At 69.7% G+C, this 20379-nt stretch carries 20 protein-coding genes and 1 tRNA gene; 8 read left to right on the top strand and 13 right to left on the bottom strand.

From position 1 onward, the window contains the following. Positions 1-4 precede the first annotated feature (4 nt). Both Q1B08_RS09970 and Q1B08_RS09975 read left to right on the top strand, forming a co-directional pair. Positions 5-1066, top strand: a complete 1062-nt coding sequence (locus Q1B08_RS09970; protein WP_299817670.1) for an ABC transporter permease — start codon at positions 5-7, stop codon at positions 1064-1066. Positions 1067-1070: 4 nt separating this feature from the next. Then, the gene (locus Q1B08_RS09975; RefSeq protein ID WP_299817673.1) at positions 1071-2762 is read left to right on the top strand and encodes an ABC transporter ATP-binding protein; all 1692 of its coding nucleotides are present in this window, start codon (positions 1071-1073) and stop codon (positions 2760-2762) included. A 15-nt stretch (positions 2763-2777) separates the two neighbouring features. On the opposite strand, the gene Q1B08_RS09980 is transcribed toward Q1B08_RS09975, so the two are convergent. The 6 genes from Q1B08_RS09980 to crtI (Q1B08_RS10005) all read right to left on the bottom strand — a co-directional run bounded on the left by Q1B08_RS09980 (position 2778) and on the right by crtI (Q1B08_RS10005) (position 9490). Beyond that, entirely contained in the window at positions 2778-2936 is a 159-nt protein-coding gene (locus tag Q1B08_RS09980; protein ID WP_299817676.1) for a hypothetical protein, read from the bottom strand. Positions 2937-3112: 176 nt separating this feature from the next. After that, a complete protein-coding gene (locus Q1B08_RS09985; RefSeq protein ID WP_299817679.1) occupies positions 3113-4483 on the bottom strand; it encodes an aldehyde dehydrogenase family protein in 1371 nt (456 codons plus the stop codon). Then, positions 4480-5619, bottom strand: coding sequence for a glycosyltransferase family 2 protein (locus Q1B08_RS09990; RefSeq protein ID WP_299817681.1), 1140 nt, complete (start codon positions 5617-5619; stop codon positions 4480-4482). The genes Q1B08_RS09985 and Q1B08_RS09990 overlap by 4 nt, the downstream gene beginning before the upstream one ends. Before the next feature lie 10 nt (positions 5620-5629). Then, a complete protein-coding gene (locus Q1B08_RS09995; RefSeq protein WP_299817684.1) occupies positions 5630-6427 on the bottom strand; it encodes a lysophospholipid acyltransferase family protein in 798 nt (265 codons plus the stop codon). Continuing rightward, positions 6414-7925, bottom strand: coding sequence for a phytoene desaturase family protein (gene crtI, locus Q1B08_RS10000; protein WP_299817687.1), 1512 nt, complete (start codon positions 7923-7925; stop codon positions 6414-6416). Before crtI (Q1B08_RS10000) ends, Q1B08_RS09995 begins: the two co-directional genes overlap by 14 nt. Further along, positions 7922-9490 carry a phytoene desaturase family protein gene (gene crtI / locus Q1B08_RS10005; RefSeq protein ID WP_299817690.1) on the bottom strand — a complete coding sequence of 523 codons (1569 nt, stop codon included), beginning with the start codon at positions 9488-9490 and terminating at the stop codon, positions 7922-7924. The genes crtI (Q1B08_RS10000) and crtI (Q1B08_RS10005) overlap by 4 nt, the downstream gene beginning before the upstream one ends. A gap of 228 nt (positions 9491-9718) precedes the next feature. Between crtI (Q1B08_RS10005) and Q1B08_RS10010 the strand changes: the two genes are divergently transcribed. From Q1B08_RS10010 to hpnE, 3 genes are read left to right on the top strand one after another with little or no spacing between them, the layout of a single operon-like run. Then, positions 9719-10591: a squalene/phytoene synthase family protein gene (locus Q1B08_RS10010; RefSeq protein WP_299817693.1), complete on the top strand. Its 873-nt coding sequence runs from the start codon at positions 9719-9721 to the stop codon at positions 10589-10591. Further along, positions 10588-11454: a squalene/phytoene synthase family protein gene (locus Q1B08_RS10015; protein WP_299817696.1), complete on the top strand. Its 867-nt coding sequence runs from the start codon at positions 10588-10590 to the stop codon at positions 11452-11454. Before Q1B08_RS10010 ends, Q1B08_RS10015 begins: the two co-directional genes overlap by 4 nt. Continuing rightward, positions 11455-12705, top strand: a complete 1251-nt coding sequence (gene hpnE / locus Q1B08_RS10020) for a hydroxysqualene dehydroxylase HpnE (protein WP_299817699.1) — start codon at positions 11455-11457, stop codon at positions 12703-12705. Here hpnE and Q1B08_RS10025 read toward each other — a convergent pair. Continuing rightward, the gene (locus Q1B08_RS10025) at positions 12604-13260 is read right to left on the bottom strand and encodes a hypothetical protein (protein ID WP_299817702.1); all 657 of its coding nucleotides are present in this window, start codon (positions 13258-13260) and stop codon (positions 12604-12606) included. The genes hpnE and Q1B08_RS10025 overlap by 102 nt on opposite strands. A gap of 86 nt (positions 13261-13346) precedes the next feature. Continuing rightward, a complete protein-coding gene (locus tag Q1B08_RS10030) occupies positions 13347-13730 on the bottom strand; it encodes a hypothetical protein (protein WP_299817846.1) in 384 nt (127 codons plus the stop codon). A 444-nt stretch (positions 13731-14174) separates the two neighbouring features. Here Q1B08_RS10030 and Q1B08_RS10035 point away from each other — a divergent pair, with 444 nt between their 5' ends. After that, a complete protein-coding gene (locus tag Q1B08_RS10035) occupies positions 14175-14642 on the top strand; it encodes a CYTH domain-containing protein (protein WP_299817705.1) in 468 nt (155 codons plus the stop codon). A 5-nt stretch (positions 14643-14647) separates the two neighbouring features. Here the strand turns inward: Q1B08_RS10035 and Q1B08_RS10040 are convergent, their stop codons facing one another. The 5 genes from Q1B08_RS10040 to Q1B08_RS10060 all read right to left on the bottom strand — a co-directional run bounded on the left by Q1B08_RS10040 (position 14648) and on the right by Q1B08_RS10060 (position 18547). Further along, on the bottom strand, positions 14648-15553 hold the full coding sequence (locus Q1B08_RS10040; RefSeq protein WP_299817707.1) for a CHAD domain-containing protein: 906 nt from the start codon (positions 15551-15553) through the stop codon (positions 14648-14650). Between the two features lie 71 nt (positions 15554-15624). After that, complete coding sequence (locus Q1B08_RS10045) at positions 15625-16938, bottom strand: ABC transporter permease (protein ID WP_299817710.1); 1314 nt, start codon at positions 16936-16938, stop codon at positions 15625-15627. Further along, a complete protein-coding gene (locus Q1B08_RS10050; protein WP_299817713.1) occupies positions 16931-17569 on the bottom strand; it encodes an ATP-binding cassette domain-containing protein in 639 nt (212 codons plus the stop codon). Before Q1B08_RS10050 ends, Q1B08_RS10045 begins: the two co-directional genes overlap by 8 nt. A gap of 31 nt (positions 17570-17600) precedes the next feature. Further along, positions 17601-18026, bottom strand: coding sequence for a hypothetical protein (locus Q1B08_RS10055; protein ID WP_366139999.1), 426 nt, complete (start codon positions 18024-18026; stop codon positions 17601-17603). Between the two features lie 444 nt (positions 18027-18470). Further along, positions 18471-18547, bottom strand: a tRNA-Arg gene (locus Q1B08_RS10060). A 94-nt stretch (positions 18548-18641) separates the two neighbouring features. On the opposite strand from Q1B08_RS10060, the gene Q1B08_RS10065 reads away from it, so the two are divergent. Together Q1B08_RS10065 and Q1B08_RS10070 are read left to right on the top strand one after the other, a co-directional pair. Continuing rightward, a complete protein-coding gene (locus Q1B08_RS10065) occupies positions 18642-19661 on the top strand; it encodes a LacI family DNA-binding transcriptional regulator (RefSeq protein WP_299817716.1) in 1020 nt (339 codons plus the stop codon). 72 nt (positions 19662-19733) lie between these two features. Beyond that, complete coding sequence (locus Q1B08_RS10070) at positions 19734-20378, top strand: FkbM family methyltransferase (protein ID WP_299817719.1); 645 nt, start codon at positions 19734-19736, stop codon at positions 20376-20378. Position 20379 lies beyond the last annotated feature (1 nt).

Consider the following 20379-nt stretch of genomic DNA (forward strand, 5'->3'; position numbering starts at 1 on the left):
CCCGATGAGCGTTTTCGTAATTGGCTACTACTCCGTCCTGATCGCCGCCTCCTGCCTCGCCGTCTATCTCGAGCGACGGCGCGTCTTCATGCTGCTGTTCTCGCTGACGCTGATCTCTTTCGTCGCGGGGATCCTCGGTGGCGTGAGCGCGCTCAGGACGATCACGATCCTCGTCGCCGTGTTCGCGCTGGCGGCGGGCGTGTCCTACGCTTTCAAGGAGTTCCTGATACAGATCTCCCGGCCCGGCCTCGCGCGGGAGTTGCGGACGGCGCCGTTGACCGCCGCGTTCGGCATGTTCGTGATCTTCACCTATGCCATCGCCGGGATCTTCGCGCCGTGGATCGCGCCGCACGGGCAGGCGGAGGTGATCTCCACCTCTTTCGCGCCGCCGGACGCCAACATGCTGCTCGGCGCCGACCAGCTCGGCCGCGACGTCTTCAGCCGCATCGTCTACGGCGCGCGCAACACAGTGGGCCTTGCCCTCGCCGCGACGGTCCTGGCCTTCGTGATGGGCGCGCTGGCGGGCCTGCTCGCGGCGGTGAAAGGCGGCTGGTTCGACCAGTTCATGGGCCGCTTCGCCGACGTCATCATGTCGGTCCCCTCTCTGATCTTCGCGCTTCTGATGCTGTCGATCTTCGGCACCAGCCTCCTCGTCATCGTCGTGGTGGTCGCGGTGATCTACTCGCCCCGCGTCTTCCGCCTGACCCGCGCGGTCGCGGGCAACGTGGTGGTGATGGACTACATCGAGGCGGCCAAGCTGCGCGGCGAGGGCGACTGGTACCTCATCCGCCGGGAGATCCTGCCGAATTCCACCGCGCCTCTCGTGGCCGAGTTCGGGCTCGAGTTCTGCTTCGTGTTCCTTCTGATCGCAGGCCTCAGCTTCCTCGGTCTCGGCATCCAGCCGCCGACCGCGGATTGGGGATCCATGGTGCGGGAGAACGCCACGCTGATCTCCTTCGGCGACATCACCCCGCTGATCCCGGCGGCGGCCATCGCGCTGCTGACGGTCGCGGTCAACTTCGTGGTCGACTGGATGCTGTTCCGGTCCACCGGTCTGAAAGGGTAATCGCATGGGCCGATTCAGCGAAAAGGACGTCCTCCTCGACATCACGGATCTGCAGATCGAGGGCTATTCCGACGAGACCTGGGTCCCGATCATCAAGGGCGTGGATCTGAAGCTGCACCGCGGCGAGGTGCTCGGCCTCATCGGCGAAAGCGGCGCGGGCAAGTCCACGATCGGCGCCGCCGCGATGGGCTACGCCCGCGACGGCACGCGGATCTCCGGCGGCTCCATCGAGTTCGACGGGATGGAGCTCACCACCGCCTCGGAGGGGGAGCGCCGCGCGCTTCGCGGCTCGCGCATCGCCTATGTCGCGCAATCGGCGGCCGCGTCGTTCAATCCGGCGCACAAGATCATCGACCAGCACACCGAGGCGCCCGTCCATTACCGCATCCAGAAGCGGATGGAGGCGCAGGAGGACGCGAAGGAGCTCTACGAGCGCCTGCGCCTTCCGAACCCGCAGGAGATCGGGTTCCGCTATCCGCACCAGGTCTCCGGCGGTCAGCTGCAGCGCGCGATGACGGCGATGGCGATGTCCTGCCGCCCCGACCTGATCATTTTCGACGAGCCGACCACCGCGCTCGACGTGACCACGCAGATCGAGGTGCTGGCCGCGATCCGCGACATCGTCGACCAGTTCAACACGGCGGCGATCTACATCACCCACGACCTCGCCGTGGTCGCGCAGATGGCCGACACCATCAAGGTGCTCCTCAAGGGCGAGGAGGTGGAGCAGGCAACGACCGACCGCATGCTCACCGATCCGCAGGAGGACTACACCAAGTCGCTCTGGGCCGTGCGCAGCTTCAAGCGCCCCCAGAAGGCCCGGCCGACCGACGGGACGAAGCCGATCGTCTCCGTGCGGGGCGTGGACGCGTCCTATACCGGGGGCGACAAGGTCCTCGACGACGTGTCCTTCGACATCTACCCGGGCATGACCGTGGCCGTGGTGGGCGAGTCCGGCTCCGGCAAGTCCACCACCGCGCGGGTCATCACCGGCCTGCTTCCGCCTTCGAAGGGCGAGGTGCTCTTCGACGGCGAGCCCCTGCCGCCGCGCTACGAGGACCGGTCCCGGGACCAGCTGCGCCAGGCGCAGATGATCTACCAGATGGCCGACACCGCGCTGAACCCGAAGGTCCGCATCCGCGAGATCATCGGCCGGCCCGCGCAGTTCTATTCCGGTCTGAAGGGCTCGGCCCTGAAGCAGCGCGTGGACGAGCTTCTCGACCTGATCGAGCTCGAACCGTCGCAATACTACAACCGCTACCCGCCCGAGTTGTCCGGCGGCCAGAAGCAGCGGATCGGCATCGCCCGCGCGCTCGCCGCGGAGCCCGACTTCATCATCTGCGACGAGGTCACGAGCGCGCTCGACCAGCTCGTCGCCGAAGGCATCCTGAAGCTGCTCGACCGGTTGCAGAACGAGCTCGGCCTGGCCTACATGTTCATCACCCACGACCTTGCCACCGTCCGCTCGATCGCCGACGAGGTGGTGGTCATGCAGAACGGCCGTGTGGTGGAGCAGGGTCCGAAGGAGCAGATGTTCACGCCCCCGCACCATCCCTATACCGACCTTCTCCTGTCCTCCGTGCCGGAGATGGATCCGAACTGGCTCACCACGCTTCTGGAGGAGCGGGGCGTCGACAACATCGGCGAGGCCGCCGGCGAAACGAAGGACGGGTCCGAGAAGGCAAGCTCCGCCTGACGGCGGGGCGCGACCTCAGACGATGGTCATCGCCGTCAGTGCCATCGTCCCAACGATGAGTGCATAAACGAGCACCAGCGCCGGCAGGCTGCCGGCCCGGTTGCGGTATTCGCGGATGAGATCGTTGCGCGTCAACATGGCATCCTCCGAGAGAATCGGCAGCCATTTCGGCATGGCCCCTCTTTCGCCGTTATTAGAACGTGTTTCGCCGGGCAAGATCCGATTTCCGGCAATTATCGCAACCACGCGTCTGCGGTGGCGACATGGAACTGCAGCGCGGTCGGGCGACGTAGTTCCCCGCCCCGTTCCGCCCCGTCACCAGGGGGCAAGAGCGGCAGGACGCGACCGACCTAGTCCGTCATCCGTCGGAAGATACGCCGCGCGACCGGCGAATAGGGCGGCAGCAGCAGCTTGAGCCACGGGCCGCGCAAGGCGGTGAACACGGCGCGTTCGTGGCTGAACTCCCGAAACCCGCGATGCCCGTGATAGGCCCCGTGACCGCTTTCCCCGATGCCGCCGAAAGGCAGGTCGTGCGCCGCGAGATGCAGCACGGTCGCGTTCACCGCGCCCCCGCCCGACCGCAGTCGCGCAAGGAAGCGGCGGGCCCGCGCGGCGTCGGTGTCGAAGACATAGGCGGCCAGCGGGGTGGCGCCGGCCTCGGCGCGAAGCACCGCCTCGGGGTCGCAATAGCTCAGCACCACCAGAACCGGGCCGAAGATCTCCTCCGTCATCAACGCGGAGTCCGCCGGGGGGTCCACGACGATGGTGGGCGCGATCGAACCCTCGCTCGGAAGCTCGCCCTCTGCCACGTGGATCGCCGCGCCGCCCGCCCGCGCCTCCGCGATCAGGCGTTCGATGCGCGCCATGGCCGTCGCGTCGATCATCGCGCTGTAATCGTCGGGGAGGAAGCCCCGCGCCGCGCCGCAGAGCGCGTCGACCCATCGCGCCACATCCGCCTGCGGAACCCAGACGTGATTGGGTGCGACGCATGTCTGCCCCGCGTTGAGCCATGCGCCCCAAGCGATCATCGGTGCATGGTCCTTCGGCGACGCGCCCGGCAGGGCGACCGCCGGACTGCGCCCGCCAAGCTCCAGCGTGACGGGGGTCAGGGTGCGCGCGGCGGCCTGCGCGACCTTGCGCCCCGTCTCCGTCGAGCCGGTGAAGAACAGGTGCCCGAGCGGGAGATCCGTGACCGCCTGCGCCACCTCCGGCCCGCCGGTCACGACGGCGACCTCGTCCGGCGGGAAGACCTCCTCAATGAGCGAGGCCATCGCCGTCGCGGTGGCCGGCGTTCGCTCCGAGGGCTTCAGCAGGACGCGGTTGCCCGCCGCGACGGCCGAGATGAGCGGCATCAACGCCAGTTGCAGCGGATAGTTCCACGGCGACAGGATGCCGACGACCCCCTTCGGCTCCGTCCAGATGTCGGTCCGCCCCGGCACCGGCTGCAGCACGCGACGGGTTCGGGGCCGCGACCAGCCCGGCAGGTGGCGAATCGTATGCCTGAGGCCGGTCAGCAGGAAGGCCAGCTCCGCCGTCATCGTCTCGCTCTCGGCTCGCGGGCCGAAATCGGAGCCGATGGCGGCGATCAGTTCGGCCCGCCGGGCGCGAAGCGCCGCGCCCAACCGCTCCAGCCGGGCGATCCGCGCCGCGACGGGCGGCACGTCATCGAGCGAGAAAGCCCCCCGAAGGCGCGCATGGGCATCGCGGACGGCCCCGGTCAATGGACGTCGTAAGTCCGGCCGCGCCAGACGGCCCGATGGCCCCGCCGCGCCGCGCGCAGGGCGGAAAACTGGATCCACAGCGTCACGGCGACACCGACCGGATGCAGAAGCACGGCCAACGGCGCCTGCCGCACCTTCGCCGCCAGAAGAATCCGGGCGACCAGAACCTCCGTCGTCGCGAGGCCCGCCTGCGCCGCGGCGAGGTCCGCGCCGGTCGACAGGGCCAGAAGCAGGACGAGCGGGGGCAACAGGTGACCCCCCGCCAGCAGAACGGTCCAGACCGGCAGGGCGCGAGGGGTCGCCATCCCCTCGGTCGCGTTCTTGGTGAACCCGCCCCAGATATCCGCCCAGTTGTCGTACATCCGCACATGCGCGAGCGGCGTCGCGTCGAGGATATCGGTGCGGCCGCCGCTGTCGCGGACGTTGCGCGGCAGGTTCAGGCCGTCATGCATCCGGTCGCGGAACGCGGCGTGTCCGCCTGCCCGCCGATATGCCGTCGCCCGCACCATGAGGAGTTGGCCGCAACCCGCCGCGAAGCGCGCGTCGGACTTCGCCATCCGCGCCATCGGCAGCGGCAGGTAGCCGATCAGCAGGACCAGTATCTGCGGAATGACGATGAGCTCGCCCAGCGTCCGGGTGATCTGCCGCGGAAAGCCGGAAACGAGGTCCAGCGAACGGCGCTCCAGATAGCCGAGCATCCGCGCGACGCAATCCGGCGCGAGGCGCACGTCCGCATCGACGAAGAGGAGGACAGGATGGTTCGCCGCCGCCGCAAGCTGGTGGCAGGCATGCTGCTTGCCGTTCCAGCCCTTGGGCAGGGGGGCGCCGCGGATCAATCGCACGCGCGGATCGGCCGCCGCGGCCCGCGCAACGATGCGATCCGTTCCGTCGGTGGACCCGTCGTCGAGCACGACGACCTCGATCTCCGCGCCGTCCTGCGACAGGGCGGCGTCCAGGGCCGCGTCGATGTTGCCGGCCTCGTCGCGGGCGGGAATCAGGATCGAGACCGGATGCGCAGCCGGACCCTTCGCCCGCGCCGGGGCGCGGAAGATGACGAGGTTGACGAGCGTGACGGCCGCGTAGAGCGATCCCAGGACGAGGGCGACGAGGGCCAGAAAGGTCAGGACGGAACTCATCGGCACGCCTTCAATCGCTAGCCAGATGATCGGGATCGTGTCCGCGCCCCGCGGCCATGTCGCGCAACCGCGACCACAACCCGTAGACGCCGCCGACCCCCCGGGCGCCGCCGAGGATGGTCTCGAAGGCGGCGGGCTCGCGCGCCATCGCCGCCTTGGCGAGCCGGTCCTGCGTCGCGGTCAGCGCTGCGTCCAGCCCGTCCTGCCACGCCCCGACCGGACCGAGATCGGCGAGTGGCCGACCGAAGGCCGCGAGCGCTTCGGGGCGCTTCTCGGACCAGAACGGATATTCGATCGCCAGCGGCAGGGCCATCGCACCCGGCACCCGCGCCATCAGATGCGCGAGACCGGGCCGGAGCGCGACGGGGCGTTCGCGTGGATCGGCGAAGCGGCCTTGCGCGGTCATCCAGAGCATGCGCTTCGGGTCGCCGAGCAGATGCGTGCCGACCCGGAGAAAGCGCGCCGCGCCGGCCCGGCCCTCGGGATCGACGCCGAAGATGCCGATCCGCTTCATGAAACGGTAGCGCTCGAGCGCCGTGACCTCCATCGGACCGTAGCCCTGCCGGTCGGGGAACAGCGTCTGTCGCAAGACGAGGAAGAAGGCGGGATCCCACCATCCGGGATGATTCCCGAACACGACGACCGGCCGGTCGGCAGGTATGTCCGGCTTCCCGTCCCGAAGCACGCGGACGCCGCGGAAGGCGCCACGCATCTGTCGTCGCATGACGCTGTCGAAGAACCGGACCATCCGGGGCGACAGCATCGCCACCGGATCGCCCGGGATCGTGCCGCCGCTATTCGGCGGCATGGGTATTGGCGGTGGCGTCGCGGTGCAGGCTGTCGGCGGCGATCCAGCCCGACATCAGCGCCATCGGCATGCCCGGTCCCGGATGCGCGCTGCCGCCGGCGAGGTAGAGATCCTGCACCTGCCGCGAGCGGTTGCCGGGCTTGAAGGCGCCGTTGATGCGACCGTGGCTCGCCAGCCCGTAGATCGCCCCGTCGAGCACCTTGTAGCGGTCGTGGATGTCCTGCGGGGTCAGCGCCCGCTCGAACACGATCCGCTCTTCGAGGTCGTCCATGCCGGCGGCGCGGGCGAGCTTGTCCATGATCTTCGCCCGCTCCACCGGCAGCATTCGGGACCAGTCGTGGCCGGGCCGCAGATGCGGCGTGTGGACGAGGATGTAGAGCGCCTCGCCCCCCTCCGGCGCGACGCCGGGCTCGGTCCGCGCGGGGGCGGCGATGTAGGCGGTCGGGTCGGGCGCGGGCACGCCCCGGTCGTAGATCGCGCCGAACTCTTCCTTCGGGTCGCGGGAAAAGACGAAGTTGTGGTGCGCCAGATGCTCGTAGGCTCGGTCGAGCCCGAGATAGAGCACGATGCCGGAACAGGCCGCCTCGCGCGACTTGTAGCCGAATTTCTGCCAGGCCTTGCCGCCGACGAGCTCCCGGTAGGTGCGCACGGAATCCATGTTGGAGACGACCTTGTCGAAGCGCAACGTCTCGCCGTTCGCGACGATTGCCACGGCGCGGCCGCCCTCGACCTCGATGCGCTCCACGTCGACGCCGGTGCGGTAATCCACGCCCAGCTCCTCGCCCAGCCGGGTGAGGGCGGCGGGCACGGCGCGGGTGCCGCCGATCGGATACCACACGCCCTCGCCCTGCTGCATTTGCGCGATGCCGCAAAGGACGGCGGGCGCGGCCAGGGGGGAGGAGCCGATATACTGGATGAAATGCTCCAGCATCTGTGCCACGCGGGGGTCGCGGACGTTGCGCTTGATCTGCCCGGCCACGGTGCGGTGCATGCGGAGCGCCATGACGTCCGACAGGGTCGAGAGCGTCATGTTCTCCTTCAGGTTCATCGTGTCGCGCAGATCCTCGACCGAGCGCCAGAAGAAGAACTTGTCCGACACGTCCGACAGGCGGTCGGCGACCTCCATGAAGCGCTGGAAGCCCTGTTCGTCGCCCGGGCTGAGCTTGCCGATCTCGCGCGCCGCCTCCGCCGGGTCGTCGCGCAGGTCGAGCACCGTGCCGTCGTCGTAGAAGCAGCGCCATTGCGGGTCGAGCCGCCGCAGGTCGAGATAGTCGGAAAGATCGCGCCCCGCCTCCGCGAACACGCGTTCGAGCACCCGCGGCATCGTCAGGATCGTCGGCCCCATGTCAAAGCGGAACCCCTTCTCGGAAAGCTCCGCCGCCTTGCCGCCCAGCCAGGCGTTCTTCTCCAGGAGCGTGACCTTATGGCCCCGCGCCGCCAGCGTCGCCGCAGCGGCCAGCCCGCCCAGGCCGCCTCCGATGATGCCGACGCTGCTCATTCCGTTGCCTCCTCGAGGGATTCGCCAAGACTTTGCACGTTCGGGACGGGCAAGCCCAGATCCTCGGCCGCGAGTTTCGAGGCGATCCGCGCGCTCTCGAAGATGGTGGGCAGGCCGGAGCCCGGATGCGTGCCGCCGCCGGTGAGATAGACGCCGTCGACGTCCTCGAACCGGTTGCGCGGCCGCCAGTGCAGCATCTGCCCCAGGTTGTGCGCGAGGTTGAAGGTCGCGCCCCGGAAGATGCCCATCCGGCTTTCCCAGTCGGCCGGCGTGATCATCCGCTCGGTCCGGATGCGCGGACGGATGTCGTGCCCGGTCAGCCGCGACAGGCGGTCGAGGATCTTCTCGCGGTAGCGCGGTCCCATCTCGTCCCAATCGACCGCGCCGTTGAGGTTGCCCGTCGGCACCAGCACGTAAAGCGTCGAATGTCCCTCGGGCGCGAGCGTGGGGTCGGTGACGGAGGCGTTCTGGACGTAGATCGTCGGCTCCTCCGGCGCGAGTCCCGCCTCGATCTCGCGGATGTTCTCCACGTAATTCGAGGACATGTGGATCGAATGATGGTGCAGGTCGTCGAGCCGCCCCTCGAGCCCGAGATAGAGCATGAAGGTGGAGCAGGAATATTTCTTCGAGTCGATCTTGGCGTCGGTCCAGCGCCGACGCAGGCGGTCGGGGATCAGCGTCTTGGCCGAGGTCGCGAAGTCGCCGTTCATCACCACGGCATCGGCCTCGATCGTCTCGTCGTCGATACGCACGGCGCGGGCGCGGCGGCCGTCGAACGCGATCTCGCGGGCGGGGGCGGACAGGCGGATGTCCACGCCCATCTCGCGCGCCACACGAGCCATCGCGCGCGGGATCGCGTTGCAGCCGCCGATCGGATGGAACACGCCGAAGCCGTATTCGATATGTGCCACGATCGTGAAGAGCGACGGACACTTGAACGGGCTCATGCCGAGGTATTTCGACTGGAAGCTGAAGGCGAGGCGCAGGTCGGGATGCTTGAACCAGCGGCGCAGGTCCTGATCCACCGTCGCCCAGGGCCGCAGCTTCGGCAGCGCGCGCACCATGTCGCCGCGCAGGAAGTCCCGCGGGCCGTGGAACGGACGCTGCAGGATGGGCCGGAACGCGTCGAACTTGGCGATGTTCGCGGCAAGATAGCGCGGCACGCTGCGCGCATCCTCCGGGCTGATCCGCGCGGCTTCCGCCGTCAGGCGCTCGATGTCGGGCGTGGCGTCGAAGGTGTTGCCGTCGTGGAAGTGCAGCCGGTACATCGGGTCGAGCCGGCGCAGATCCACCTCCGCATCCAGATCGTATCCGCAGGCGCCGAAAATCTCGCGCAGGATTTCGGGGTAAAGGTAGAAGGTCGGGCCGTAATCGAAGGTGAAGCCGTCCTGCGTGAAGCTCGCGGTGCGGCCGCCGACGCGGTCCTCGCGCTCCAGAAGCGTCACCTCCGCGCCCGAGGCCCGCAGGAGCATCGCCGTGGCCAGTCCCCCGGGGCCCGCCCCGATCACCACGACGCGTCGGGCACCCGCCCGGCGCCCCGCGAAACGTCCACCCAGCGCGTTCATCGATCGTCTCCCGTCGTCGTTGCGGTCCGGATGCGTCGCGAACCCGGATTGCCAAATCCGGACAATGGCCTGATGGTTCCCCCGAGACCAGACGCCGTGCCGTCTGGTAGGACACCGGGTCGCAGGGCGGGGGAGCGGCACATGTTAATATCTTCTCCGGAACACCCGGCGATCTAAGTCGATGCCGGGAATTGTCACGCAACCATCACCTGAGGGGGCCGAACGCACATGACGCTCGCCGAGGAACGCTGGACCGAGACCCGGATCGACCGGTCGTCGTCGGATCTCGACCGTGCGGCGCGTCGGGAGAACTTTCCGGTGGCCTCGCGCCTGCTGCCGTCGGGCATTCGCGGCAAGGTCGTGGCGTTCTACCGGTTCGCGCGCGCCGCTGACGACATCGCCGACGACCCCGACACGACGCCGGAGGCGAAGCTCGCCCGGCTCGATGACTTCGCGCGCGGCCTCGCGGGGGATGACGGGGCAGGTCCGGCCGCGGCGCTACGTCACGCGCTCCACGACGGGCGCGATGCCCCGGATGCCGTCGCCCTCGCTGCGGCGGGCGACCTGCTCGTGGCGTTCCGCCGGGACGCGCGCGGGATCGCCTGCGCCGACTGGGCCGATCTGATGTCCTATTGCGACGCCTCCGCCGTGCCCGTCGGCCGGTTCCTTCTGGCCGTCCACGGCGAAAACGCGGCGACCCACGGACCGTCCGACGCCCTTTGCGCCGCACTGCAGGTCCTCAACCACCTGCAGGATCTCGGGCCGGACCATCGCGCCCTCGACCGCCGCTACCTGCCCGGCGACTGGATGGCGGCCGAGGGGGCCGCCGATGCCGATCTGGGCCGCCCGTTCCTGACGCCCGCCCTCGGACGGGTGGTCGCGCGTACGCTGGACGCGTCCGACGTGCTTCTGACGCGGGCCGCCCCGCTGCCCGGCCTCGTCGCCGCGCGCGGCCTGCGCCTCCAGGCGGCGGCCACTCTCGCGCTGGCCCGGCGCTTGCAGGCGCGGCTGCGCCGGGGCGATCCGCTGACCCGGCGCGTGGCGCTTCGCCGCACCGACTTCGCCCTGGCCGGCCTGTCATGCCTGCGGTTCGTCCCATGAGCTTTGCCCGGACGACCAGCGAACGGGCCGACCGGGAGGAGGTGCGTCGCGTCGTGGCAACGGCCGGATCGAGCTTCGCGGCCGGCATGCGCGTCCTGCCCCAAAAGCGCCGCCGCGCGATCCACGCCGTCTACGCGCTTTGCCGGGCGGTGGACGACATCGCCGACGGCGACGTGCCCGACGCGCGCGACGTCGCCGCCCGCGCCGCGCTCCTCGATCGCTGGGAGGGGGAGCTGGATGCGGTCTTCGACGGCACACCCCGCACCGCCATCGGCGCGGAGATCGCGCGCACGCTCGACTGGCTCGACCTACCCAAGCGGGAATTCGTGATGGTCCTCGACGGGATGCGGATGGACGCCGCCGCCATCGTCGCTCCGGATGCAGAGCTGTTCTCCGCCTATATCCGCCGCGTCGCGGGCTCCGTCGGCATCCTCTCGATGATCTGCTTCGGCGCCTGGCGCGGCGCCTGCTCCGAGCGTTTCGCGCTCAACCTCGCGCGCGGGTTGCAGGTGATGAACATCCTGCGCGACGTGGAGGCGGACGCGAAGATGGGCCGCCTCTACCTGCCCGCGCATGTGCTGCGCGCCGCCGGCCTGCCCGAAGACCCCGCGCAGATCGTCCGCCACCCGAAACTCTCCGATGCGCGCGCGCTCCTCGGCCGGGAAGCGCGACAGGCCTTCGACGCCGCCGCCGTGGAGATCGGCGCGCATCGCCGCACGCTGCTCCTGCCCGCGCTGATGATGATGGGCCCCTACGAGCGGCTGCTCCGCCGGTGGGAGGCCGACTGGTCCCGCCCGCCGCCGGTTCGTTCGCGGCTTGGCAAGGTCGCAGACGGGCTGGCCGCGGTCGCGCGTCCCGTCTGAATGGGGCGCATCCTCGTCATCGGCGCCGGGCTCGCCGGCCTCGTCGCGGCCGAGCGTCTGTCGGATGCGGGCCACGCGGTGGAGGTGCTCGAGGCCTCGCCGAAGGCCGGGGGGCGCTGCCGGTCCTATCGGGACACGAGGCTCGACCGGGTGATCGACAACGGCAACCACCTGATCCTGTCGGGCAACCGCGCCGTGCTGGACTGGGCCGCGCGCATCGGCGGCGCGGACCGGCTCGTGACGGGGGAGGCGGTCTATCCGTTTCTCGACCTCGCCAGCGGGGCGCGGTGGACGATCCGACCCGGCGCGGGCCCGCTCGGCATCCTCCGTCGCGCCGCACGCCCGCCCGGCATCTCCGCTGCGGCGCTCGGCCGGGACGCTGCCCGCCTTCTCGCCGCGCGCCGGACGGCCAGCGTGGCCGACGTCATCGCGCGCGGTCCGGCCTGGCCCGCGTTCTGGGATCCGATGACCCGCGCCGTCCTGAACGAGCCGCCCGAGACGGGCAGCGCCCCGCTCCTGCGCGCCGCGTTCCTGCGAAGCTTCGCGCGGGGGGCGGGCGCGGTGCGGCCCGTCTTCGCGCCGGACGGGCTCGGCCCCGCGCTCGTCGATCCCGCGCTGCCGCTTCTCGAGGGTCGCGGTGTCCGCATTCGCTATCGCAGCCCCGTCACCGCCTTGCGTGGCGCGGATCGCCTCGAGGTCATCGAAACTGCGGACGGTCCCGTCACGTTCGGCTCGGGGGATACGGCCATCCTCGCCGTTCCTGCGCGACAGGCGGCGGCGCTCCTGCCGCGGGTGGAGATGCCGGGGCCGGGGCGCACGATCGTGAACGCGCATTTCCTGGCGCCGGAAAGCGGTCTGCCGCCGGTGCTCGCCCTTCTCGGCGGCGCGGCGCAATGGCTGTTCCGGCGCGGCGACGTCGTTTCCGTCACCGTCTCGGCGGCCGAGGCGTCGGAGGTGGAGGGCCTGCCGCGCGAGGCGACGCTCGCCCGGCTCTGGCGCGACGTGGCCGGCGCGATCTTCGCGCATGGCGGGATGGTCCCCGACGCGATGCCGGTCGCACGCCTGCTGCGGGAGAAGGCCGCGACCTTTGACCAGTCGCCCGCCGGCGCGGCCCGCCGGCCCGTCGTCCGCACCCCATGGCCGAACCTGTTACTCGCCGGGGATCATGTCCGAACGGGCTTGCCCGCGACGCTCGAGGGGGCGGTCCGTTCCGGCCTCGCCGCTGCACGGCTCGCCGCGCAGGCCGCCTGACGGACCCTGCCACGCCCCGAAGATCACCGGGTTCGCCGCGACGAAGTCGAGGAGCACGCCCGCCGGCGGCGGCCGCCGTCCGAACGTCACGGCCAGATGCGCCGCCGCCGCACCGTAGACCGCTCCGACAAGATTGGCGATCGTGTCCGTCATCGTGTCCATGTGGCCGTCGACCTGCGTATTGAAGCCGAAGAACCGGTCGAGCGTGAACTCCAGGATCTCCCACATCGTGCCGACCATCATCGAGAAACCGAAGGCCAGCACCGCGAGCATCCACACCGCCGTGCGCGCCCGGCCCCCCGCCGTCGGCAGGAGCGCCAGCCCCATTCCGACGATCGACAACGCCGCCGCACTGACGGCGTGGAGCAGCAGGTCCCACCACGGGAGCTTCTCGTAGCCGTCGGCGACCTCGCCGAAGAGAAGTGCGGTCAGCGCGAAGACGAAGACGCCGGCCACGAGGCGCCGTGGAAAGCGGATGCCCGAGACCGCCGTGAAGATCGGCAGAAGCGCCGCCAGCGCGGCACAGACGAGGATTATCCCGAGAGCCGGCAGCATCGTTCAGAACGTATCGACCGGCATCGCGACGACATCCTCGGGCTTCTTTCGGGGCCAGGCTCCGCATTGGTACGGGCCGGTGCCTTTCAGGGCAATGCCTGCCGTGCGGGAAGGGTTCCTGCGCGTCCAGCAAGACAGGCCCGGACGGCCCGCTCCGCTCCGCCTCGGATCACCGGGGTCGGGGTCGACCGGAGTTCGGTGTCGTCGCGATCCGTCAGCCACGTTGTCACCGCTCGCTCGACCCCTCGATGTCCAGAAGGTCGATCGACGGGTCGCGAGCGAGGGGGCAGGTTGGCCTGATCCTCCGGCGGCGCCTTCACGGAGCGGACCTCTGGCCCCAACGTCGTGTCGAGGTCGTCGGCCCCGAACGTTCCAGCATGGATCGGGCCGGAAACGAACTCCCGGAACGGTTCGAACGCCTGAAAGGCGGCGCGGTCGGCGCTGTAGTGATGCGCGGCGGTGTCGTGCATGTCCGCGGTCAGCCGGACCGTGTTCCTCACCCCGCCGCGCGGAAGCGCGGGCTGTCGCAGTCGAGCGTCTCACCTATGAAGTCGGTCATGCCGAGCACGCAGGGAAGACTGTCGGAACGAACGGGCCTCATGCCGTCCTTCTCAGGCGAAGACGATCTCCGCCGGGCTTTCCGCCGCGCCTTCGGTTCCCCGCGACCGGAAAGCTGGCGATACGGTCGAACGCCAGGTCTTGAGCAAAGGCCGGACCGGCGACGATGAGAGAGGATGGCCGTCAGGATGCCGAGGCGGATCGTCATGCCCGGCCTGGACCATCGGTGCGGCCGGACCTTACGCGGCGTCGGCTCTGCGACGGTTCGATCATGGTTCCGTTACGGCGCAGCCGGGCCTGGCGGCGCGGCGGCAATGCGGTAGAGAGATTTACGGAAACCGCCGGAGGATGCCGTGGTGACGGAGATCGAGCGCAAGTACCTCGTGACGGACGATCGCTGGCGCGACGCGGCGACCGGAAACAAGCATCTGCGTCAGGGCTACCTCGCACGGACCGGGGCGGCCACGGTGCGCGTGCGCATCGCCGACGACGCCTCGGCGGTGATCACCATCAAGGCGACCGGAACGGCGACCACCCGGGCGGAATACGAATACGCCATTCCCGTGGAGGAGGCGCGCGAACTCCTCGACCTCGCGCAGGGCGTTCCCATCGAAAAGCGGCGACACATCGTCCCCGGGGATCCCGGCACCTGGGAGGTCGACGTGTTCGAGGGCGCACAGGCCGGGCTGATCCTCGCCGAGATGGAGTTGGAGGACGAAGCGGCGGAGATCGTCCGCCCCGACTGGCTTGGCCGGGAGGTGACGGGCGATCCGCGCTATTACAACGTCACGCTCGCCGGGCTGGACCCTGCGGACGACGCCTGAAGACGCTACGCCGTCCCGGCCCGCCAGAGCGACAGGTAGCGCGCCCAGCGGCCGACCAGAGCGTCCGGTTCCTCGGCCAGGAGCATCCGCCCTGAAACAAGCGCCCTGTCCGCGAGCATCGCCTTGCGCTTGCCGAGAAGCGCCCGGAACGCCGCAAGCGACGTGGCATCGCCAAACGCCTCCGGCGTCCGGGCCAGGCGCGCCTCGAACACGGCGAGGTCGTGATGGTCGCCCAGAAGATCCGACAGCCGGTCCGCCTCCTCCGCCCAGGGGGCCATCATCGCGGGATAGACGGGCGACAGCAGGCGCGCGTGGTACCAGTGGTACTTCACCCGCTTGCGCCATTCGTGCATCGTCGCGTCGCCGCCATCGGACCGGGCGCACTTCATCCGCTTCCGCGCGCGGCTGTAGGTCTTGCGCAGGCCGGCGGCCATCGCCTCGAAGTCCTCGTCTTCCAGCGTCCAGACGGAGGCGCGGGCTCGCACCGCCTGCATCGCGTCCCGGAACGCGTCGCACCGCACGGCAAGCTCCGGGTCCGCGGCGGCGGCCTTCGCGTCGCGTGTCAGCTTCGCGCGGATCGGCCCGAAGGCGCGGCGGTCGATCTCGTCCGCGAACTGCTCGCACACGGCGTCGTAGGTGGCGATGAGCGTCTGCGTGTCCCGCATGCCCGACAGGCGTCGTGCCGCGTCGCGCAAGGCCGCGTTCTCCCGCTTGTACCCGCCCATGACGGGGCGGACGAGACGGATCAGGCCGCGAAGCTTCTTGCAGCGTTTGCGGGCCTGATGCACCCGCTCGGCCAGCGAAAGATCGGGATGCTCGATCTCGCGCAGCGCCCGGTCGATCTGCTCGGTCGCGATCCGGCGCAGGGCCGCCTGCAGGTCGTCGTCATGCGTCTCGATGCGGAATGGCATGTTATGACATTGCGTTTGGGACTGCGGTCGCGCTCCGTCCAGAACGTCTGGGTGCCCGCGTGGTTCAATCCTCAGCCCCGCAGGCCCGCGACGATGTCCTGACGTCGCATCGACAGCGCGGGCAGCAGCGCGATCAGCGAGGCGAGACTGACGAAGGCGAGCGCGAGCGTGACGTCCGGCAGACCGAGGGACACGTCGATCGCGAGACCGGCGCGTGCGCCGACGACCGACGCGAGCACCGCCACGAGCCCGACCGCGAGGGCGACGCCCAGCACCGCGCCGCTCGCCATCAGCGTTACCGCAAGGCTCCAGACCACCGCGACGACGAAGCGCGCCGGGGCGCCGAGCGCGCGCAGCACCGCCATCTGTCGCCGGATGAGGCGGGTCAGCAGCGCGAAACCGGTCAGCACCGCCGCCGCGACGAGGACCTGGGTCACGAGCGTCAGGGCGGACACGATCTGCCGCATGTCGCCCAGCACGTTGTAGAGCCGCGACAGGACGGTGCCCGGAAAGAACGCCATCGTCTCCTCCGTGCCCTGGAACGCGGCGCGCAGACCGTAGGTGTCCGCGAGCGTATGGCCCCGTAGCAGGATCGCGGGCGTGCCGGGAAACAGCGCCGCGTCGAAGGGCGGGCCGATCTGCTCCGCACGCTCCGGGGCGTGGCCCGTGGGCAGGTCATGCGCCTCCCATACCGTCTCGATGGGGAGGAGAACGGCACCGTCCCAGGGGCTGCCGGTCGGGGCCATGCGGCCGACGACGCGGTATTCGTGGCTCTCGTGCGCTTCGGCATCGGCGAAGTCCCCGATCCCGTGCGCGGGGTGCAGCGCGTCGCCGATGGCGAAGGGCGTGCCGGCGCCGACCACGGCCTCCCCATGCGCGGTCCAGGCGCGGCCCTCGATCGCGCCCGCGGACAGATGGTCGAGGAAGTTCGCCGTGGTGCCCACGACGGGCGCGCCGTCCGCGCTGTCGCCGAAGGCGAGCGGCGCGGCGAAGGCGACCGCAGGGTGGCCCGTGACCTCCGCGTAGGTCGCGCCGTCGAGGAGCGGCATGTCGGAGGGTTGCAGAAACACCGTCGCCATCAGCGCGGTGATGTCGCTTCCGGGTGCGGCGACGATGAGGTCGAACCGGTCCGCCGCCCGCGCGGTGCCGGCCCGGAGGCCACGTTCGAACGCGACGAGGCTGATCCCGGTCCCGACCGAAACGGCGATCAGCAGCACGAAGAGCGCGACCGGCACGCGGAACCGCGCGAGCAGAGCGCGCACGAGCGGCCAGGGGGCAAGCCCGCGCAGGAGCAGGGCGCCCACCACGAGGAGCGGCAGCGCCCAGGCGAGCGCGACGAGTCCGTCCTGCGCGAGGACCGGCAGGCCGTCCCACAGGTCAACCATCCAGCCGCACCTTTCCGTCCCGAATCTCGATCCTGCGGTCGAGCCGCGCGAGCAGGGTTTCGTCGTGGCTGACGGCGATTAGGCTCGCGCCACGCTCCCGGCATCGCACGAGCAGGTCGTCCACCAGACGCGTCGCCGTGGGACGGTCGAGATTGGCCGTGGGCTCGTCGGCCAGCAGGATATCCGCGTTCCCCGCCATCGCCCGCGCGACGGCCACCCGCTGCCGCTCGCCGCCGGAAAGGCCGGGCACGGGGCGGTCTTCGTCCGCGAGGCCCAGCCGCGAGAGCAGGTCGCCGGCCCGCGCCCGGATGCCGTCCCGCGCACCGCGCGGCGCGTAGAGCGCGGCGATGGCCGCGTTGTCGGCCGCGCCGAGTTCGTCGAAGAGGAGGAAGTCCTGGAACACGATGCCGATCCGCTCGGCGCGGAACGCCGCCCGCCGCGCCTCGCCCATGGCGGTGATCGCCGCGTCCCCCCAGGCCACCGTCCCGGACGCGGCCTTGAGCAGGCCCGCCACGGCGAAGAGAAAGGTGGACTTGCCGGAGCCGGAGGGGCCGGAAATGCCGAGCGATCCCCCGGGCGTCAGGTCGAGGCGCGGCACCGACAGGAGCTCGCGGCCCCTGTCGCCTCGCACGATCAGATCTTCGACGCGCAGGCCTGGCCCGCTAGCGCCCATACGTGGCGTCGGCCAGGCGTACCATCGAGACGAAGCCGGTATCGGGATCGCGGTATTCGCCGATCTCGAGCACGCCGCGCGTCTCGATCCCGACGTTGAACGGAACCACGTCGACGATGCGCTTGGTATAGACGGCGAGGATGTTGTCGGGCCATTCGGCCGAGGTCTCGCAGAACGGGCAGACCGACATCGGCATCTTCGTCATCACGAAGAACCGGGAATCGGCCTTCAGCGGCGGGGCCATGAACCCTTCGAAGGTCGTCCGCGTGTCGACGAGCGAGAGCGCGAGATCCGACATCGTCCGGTCCTTGTTGTAAAGGTCGCGGATCCTGATGGGGGCGGTTCCAGCCCGAAGCACGGACGGGGCGGCCAGAAGGCCGGTGGCGAGCGCGAGGGTCTGGCGTCGGTTCATCATTGGTGAATCTCCCAGATTTACTGAGGACCATATAGCACGAAAGATCGCGGATCCCGAGGGGCTCGACGCAAATTCGAGGCGATTTCACCCGGCCGTGACGACGGGGTGCAAGATGGCAAATATCACGTTCTGCTCGGCCTGCCGTCGAAAAGCCGTGCGAAAGGTTTCTTGTCGAAGACCGGGACGTCCCGTCCGAACGGGTTTCAGAGCTCATCGGGATCGGCGCCAACTGGAGGTCGTCGATGTCACACCCTGCAATCTCCATGGCGTCGTTCGGCGGCTGTCGGGATGCGTGTGTACCTGGTCATTCTGTCTGTCCCGATGGTCCGCGCCGTCGCTCCAGATCGGGGCGATCGCCAAGACGTGACTCGTCTGAACGAAACCTGACATCGAGCCTGGAAGTTACACTGTAACAGTAGAGATGTTATACCGTAACACTTGGGCTGGTGATCCCGGCAGGACTCGAACCTGCAACCTATCCCTTAGGAGGGGATTGCTCTATCCAGTTGAGCCACGGGACCCCGCGCCCGAATAGCCGCCAACGGGTCTGCTTGTCCACAGCCGGGGCAGCGCGGTAACACGGGATTTCCGATCCCGCTCGATGAGGTTTCCCGCGTGACGCGCCGCAACGACCGACACCGGCACCTGACGCTTCGGGACGTCTCCGAAGCCTCCGGAGTCAGCGAGATGACGGTCAGCCGCGTCCTGCGCAACCGCGGCGACGTGAGTGACCGCACGCGGGCCAAGGTGCTCGAGGCGGCGCGACGGCTGGGCTACGTCCCCAACAAGATCGCCGGGGCCCTCGCGTCGAACCGGGTGAATTTGGTCGCAGTGGTCGTGCCGTCGCTGTCGAACCTCGTCTTCCCGGAGATGCTGGCCGGTGTTGACGAGGTGCTGGGCGACACCGCCCTCCAGCCCGTCGTCGGCACCACCGGCTACGACCCCGGAAAGGAGGAGCGGACATTGTTCGAAATGCTGTCCTGGCGGCCCTCCGGCGTGATCGTCGCGGGGCTCGAACATTCCGAGGCCAGCCGCGCGATGCTCGCCAATTCCGGCGTTCCCGTCGTCGAGGTGATGGATGTCGACGGCGAGCCGGTCGACGCCGCCGTAGGAATCAGCCATTGGCGCGCGGGCTATCAGGTCGGCATGGAGATCGTTCGGCGCGGCTATCGGCGGATCGGCGTGCTTGGAACGAAGGTGGACGGCGACCATCGCGCCCGGAAGCGGCTGGAGGGACTGGAGCGTGCGCTGGGCGAGGCGCAGGTGCCGGTCGTCGACCAGATGGCCTATTCCGGGCAATCCGCCTTCGGCAAGGGGCGCGAAATGACGGCAGAGATGCTGTCGCGCACGCCCGACCTCGATTTCCTGTTCTACACCAACGATCTGACCGGTGGGGGCGGATTGCTCTACGTTTTGGAGAAAGGGTTCGACGTGGGGAATGCGCTGGGCCTCGTGGGGTTCAACGCCTTCGCCCTGCTCGACGGATTGCCGAGGCAGCTGGCCACCGTAAACAGCCGCCGCCGCGAGGCCGGTCAGATCGCGGCACGGATCATCCTTGGCGAGCACGGCTTCGCCGGCGAGGACCGACGTGTGGAACTGGTGCCGACGTTCCTGCCCGGCGACACGATGCGTTAACCTCAGGTTAACGATCTTCCGCGAGCGAGGGGTGGAGGCGCGATTGCGCGTCGATGCCCCGAGGATCACGCCATGGCGATGCCGGACAAGATGCAGGCCAGCTACTTCCGCGGCTACGATTTCGCCGCGCCTACGATCGTGGACGTCGGTGTCCTCGCGGGCACGCCCTTCCTCTACGAGAGCTTCCCCGACCGGCGGTTCCTTCTAGTCGATCCGCTCGAGGAGAGCCGGGACACCGTGGCGCGGCGATGGCCGGGGCTCGACCATGCGTTCCACGTCTGCGCGCTCGGCGCGGCGCCGGGCCGGATGACGCTTTCGGTCGACCGTCGGCGGCTGGCGCGAAGCACCGGGGGCGCGCGGACGGGCGAGACGGCGATGCTGGAGCGGCGCGAGGTTGAGGTTCGCACGCTCGACAGCCTGACCGACGGCCTGCCCGGGCCCATCGGTCTCAAGATCGACACGGAGGGGCACGAGCTGGAGGTGCTGCAGGGCGCGACGGCCACGCTCGCCCGCTGCGAGTTCGTCGTAGCCGAAATTTCGATCAAGAAGCGCTTCGCGGGTGGCTACCGCTTTTCGCAGGTGATCGCCTTCATGGCCGTGCATGGCTTCGAGGTACATTCCTTCCTGTCCGGTCTCACGCGTGCGCCGCGCATGTCGGACGTGCTGTTCCTGCCCGCGGACGATCCGCGCTTCGACATGCCGCCGGGACGGAGCTGAG

Origin of the sequence: uncultured Jannaschia sp. (genome assembly GCF_947494025.1) — a bacterium.
Taxonomy (GTDB): Bacteria; Pseudomonadota; Alphaproteobacteria; order Rhodobacterales; family Rhodobacteraceae; genus Jannaschia.

Excerpts from the sequence above, each read along its gene's own strand:
- Q1B08_RS09970 (WP_299817670.1), top strand. The coding sequence starts at position 5 with ATGAGCGTTTTCGTAATTGGCTACTACTCCGTCCTGATCGCCGCCTCC.
- Q1B08_RS09975 (WP_299817673.1), top strand. The coding sequence starts at position 1,071 with ATGGGCCGATTCAGCGAAAAGGACGTCCTCCTCGACATCACGGATCTG.
- Q1B08_RS09980 (WP_299817676.1), bottom strand. The coding sequence starts at position 2,936 with ATGCCGAAATGGCTGCCGATTCTCTCGGAGGATGCCATGTTGACGCGC.
- Q1B08_RS09990 (WP_299817681.1), bottom strand. The coding sequence starts at position 5,619 with ATGAGTTCCGTCCTGACCTTTCTGGCCCTCGTCGCCCTCGTCCTGGGA.
- Q1B08_RS09995 (WP_299817684.1), bottom strand. The coding sequence starts at position 6,427 with ATGCCGCCGAATAGCGGCGGCACGATCCCGGGCGATCCGGTGGCGATG.
- crtI (WP_299817687.1), bottom strand. The coding sequence starts at position 7,925 with ATGAGCAGCGTCGGCATCATCGGAGGCGGCCTGGGCGGGCTGGCCGCT.
- crtI (WP_299817690.1), bottom strand. The coding sequence starts at position 9,490 with ATGAACGCGCTGGGTGGACGTTTCGCGGGGCGCCGGGCGGGTGCCCGA.
- Q1B08_RS10010 (WP_299817693.1), top strand. The coding sequence starts at position 9,719 with ATGACGCTCGCCGAGGAACGCTGGACCGAGACCCGGATCGACCGGTCG.
- Q1B08_RS10015 (WP_299817696.1), top strand. The coding sequence starts at position 10,588 with ATGAGCTTTGCCCGGACGACCAGCGAACGGGCCGACCGGGAGGAGGTG.
- hpnE (WP_299817699.1), top strand. The coding sequence starts at position 11,455 with ATGGGGCGCATCCTCGTCATCGGCGCCGGGCTCGCCGGCCTCGTCGCG.
- Q1B08_RS10025 (WP_299817702.1), bottom strand. The coding sequence starts at position 13,260 with ATGCTGCCGGCTCTCGGGATAATCCTCGTCTGTGCCGCGCTGGCGGCG.
- Q1B08_RS10030 (WP_299817846.1), bottom strand. The coding sequence starts at position 13,730 with ATGCACGACACCGCCGCGCATCACTACAGCGCCGACCGCGCCGCCTTT.
- Q1B08_RS10040 (WP_299817707.1), bottom strand. The coding sequence starts at position 15,553 with ATGCCATTCCGCATCGAGACGCATGACGACGACCTGCAGGCGGCCCTG.
- Q1B08_RS10045 (WP_299817710.1), bottom strand. The coding sequence starts at position 16,938 with ATGGTTGACCTGTGGGACGGCCTGCCGGTCCTCGCGCAGGACGGACTC.
- Q1B08_RS10055 (WP_366139999.1), bottom strand. The coding sequence starts at position 18,026 with ATGATGAACCGACGCCAGACCCTCGCGCTCGCCACCGGCCTTCTGGCC.
- Q1B08_RS10070 (WP_299817719.1), top strand. The coding sequence starts at position 19,734 with ATGGCGATGCCGGACAAGATGCAGGCCAGCTACTTCCGCGGCTACGAT.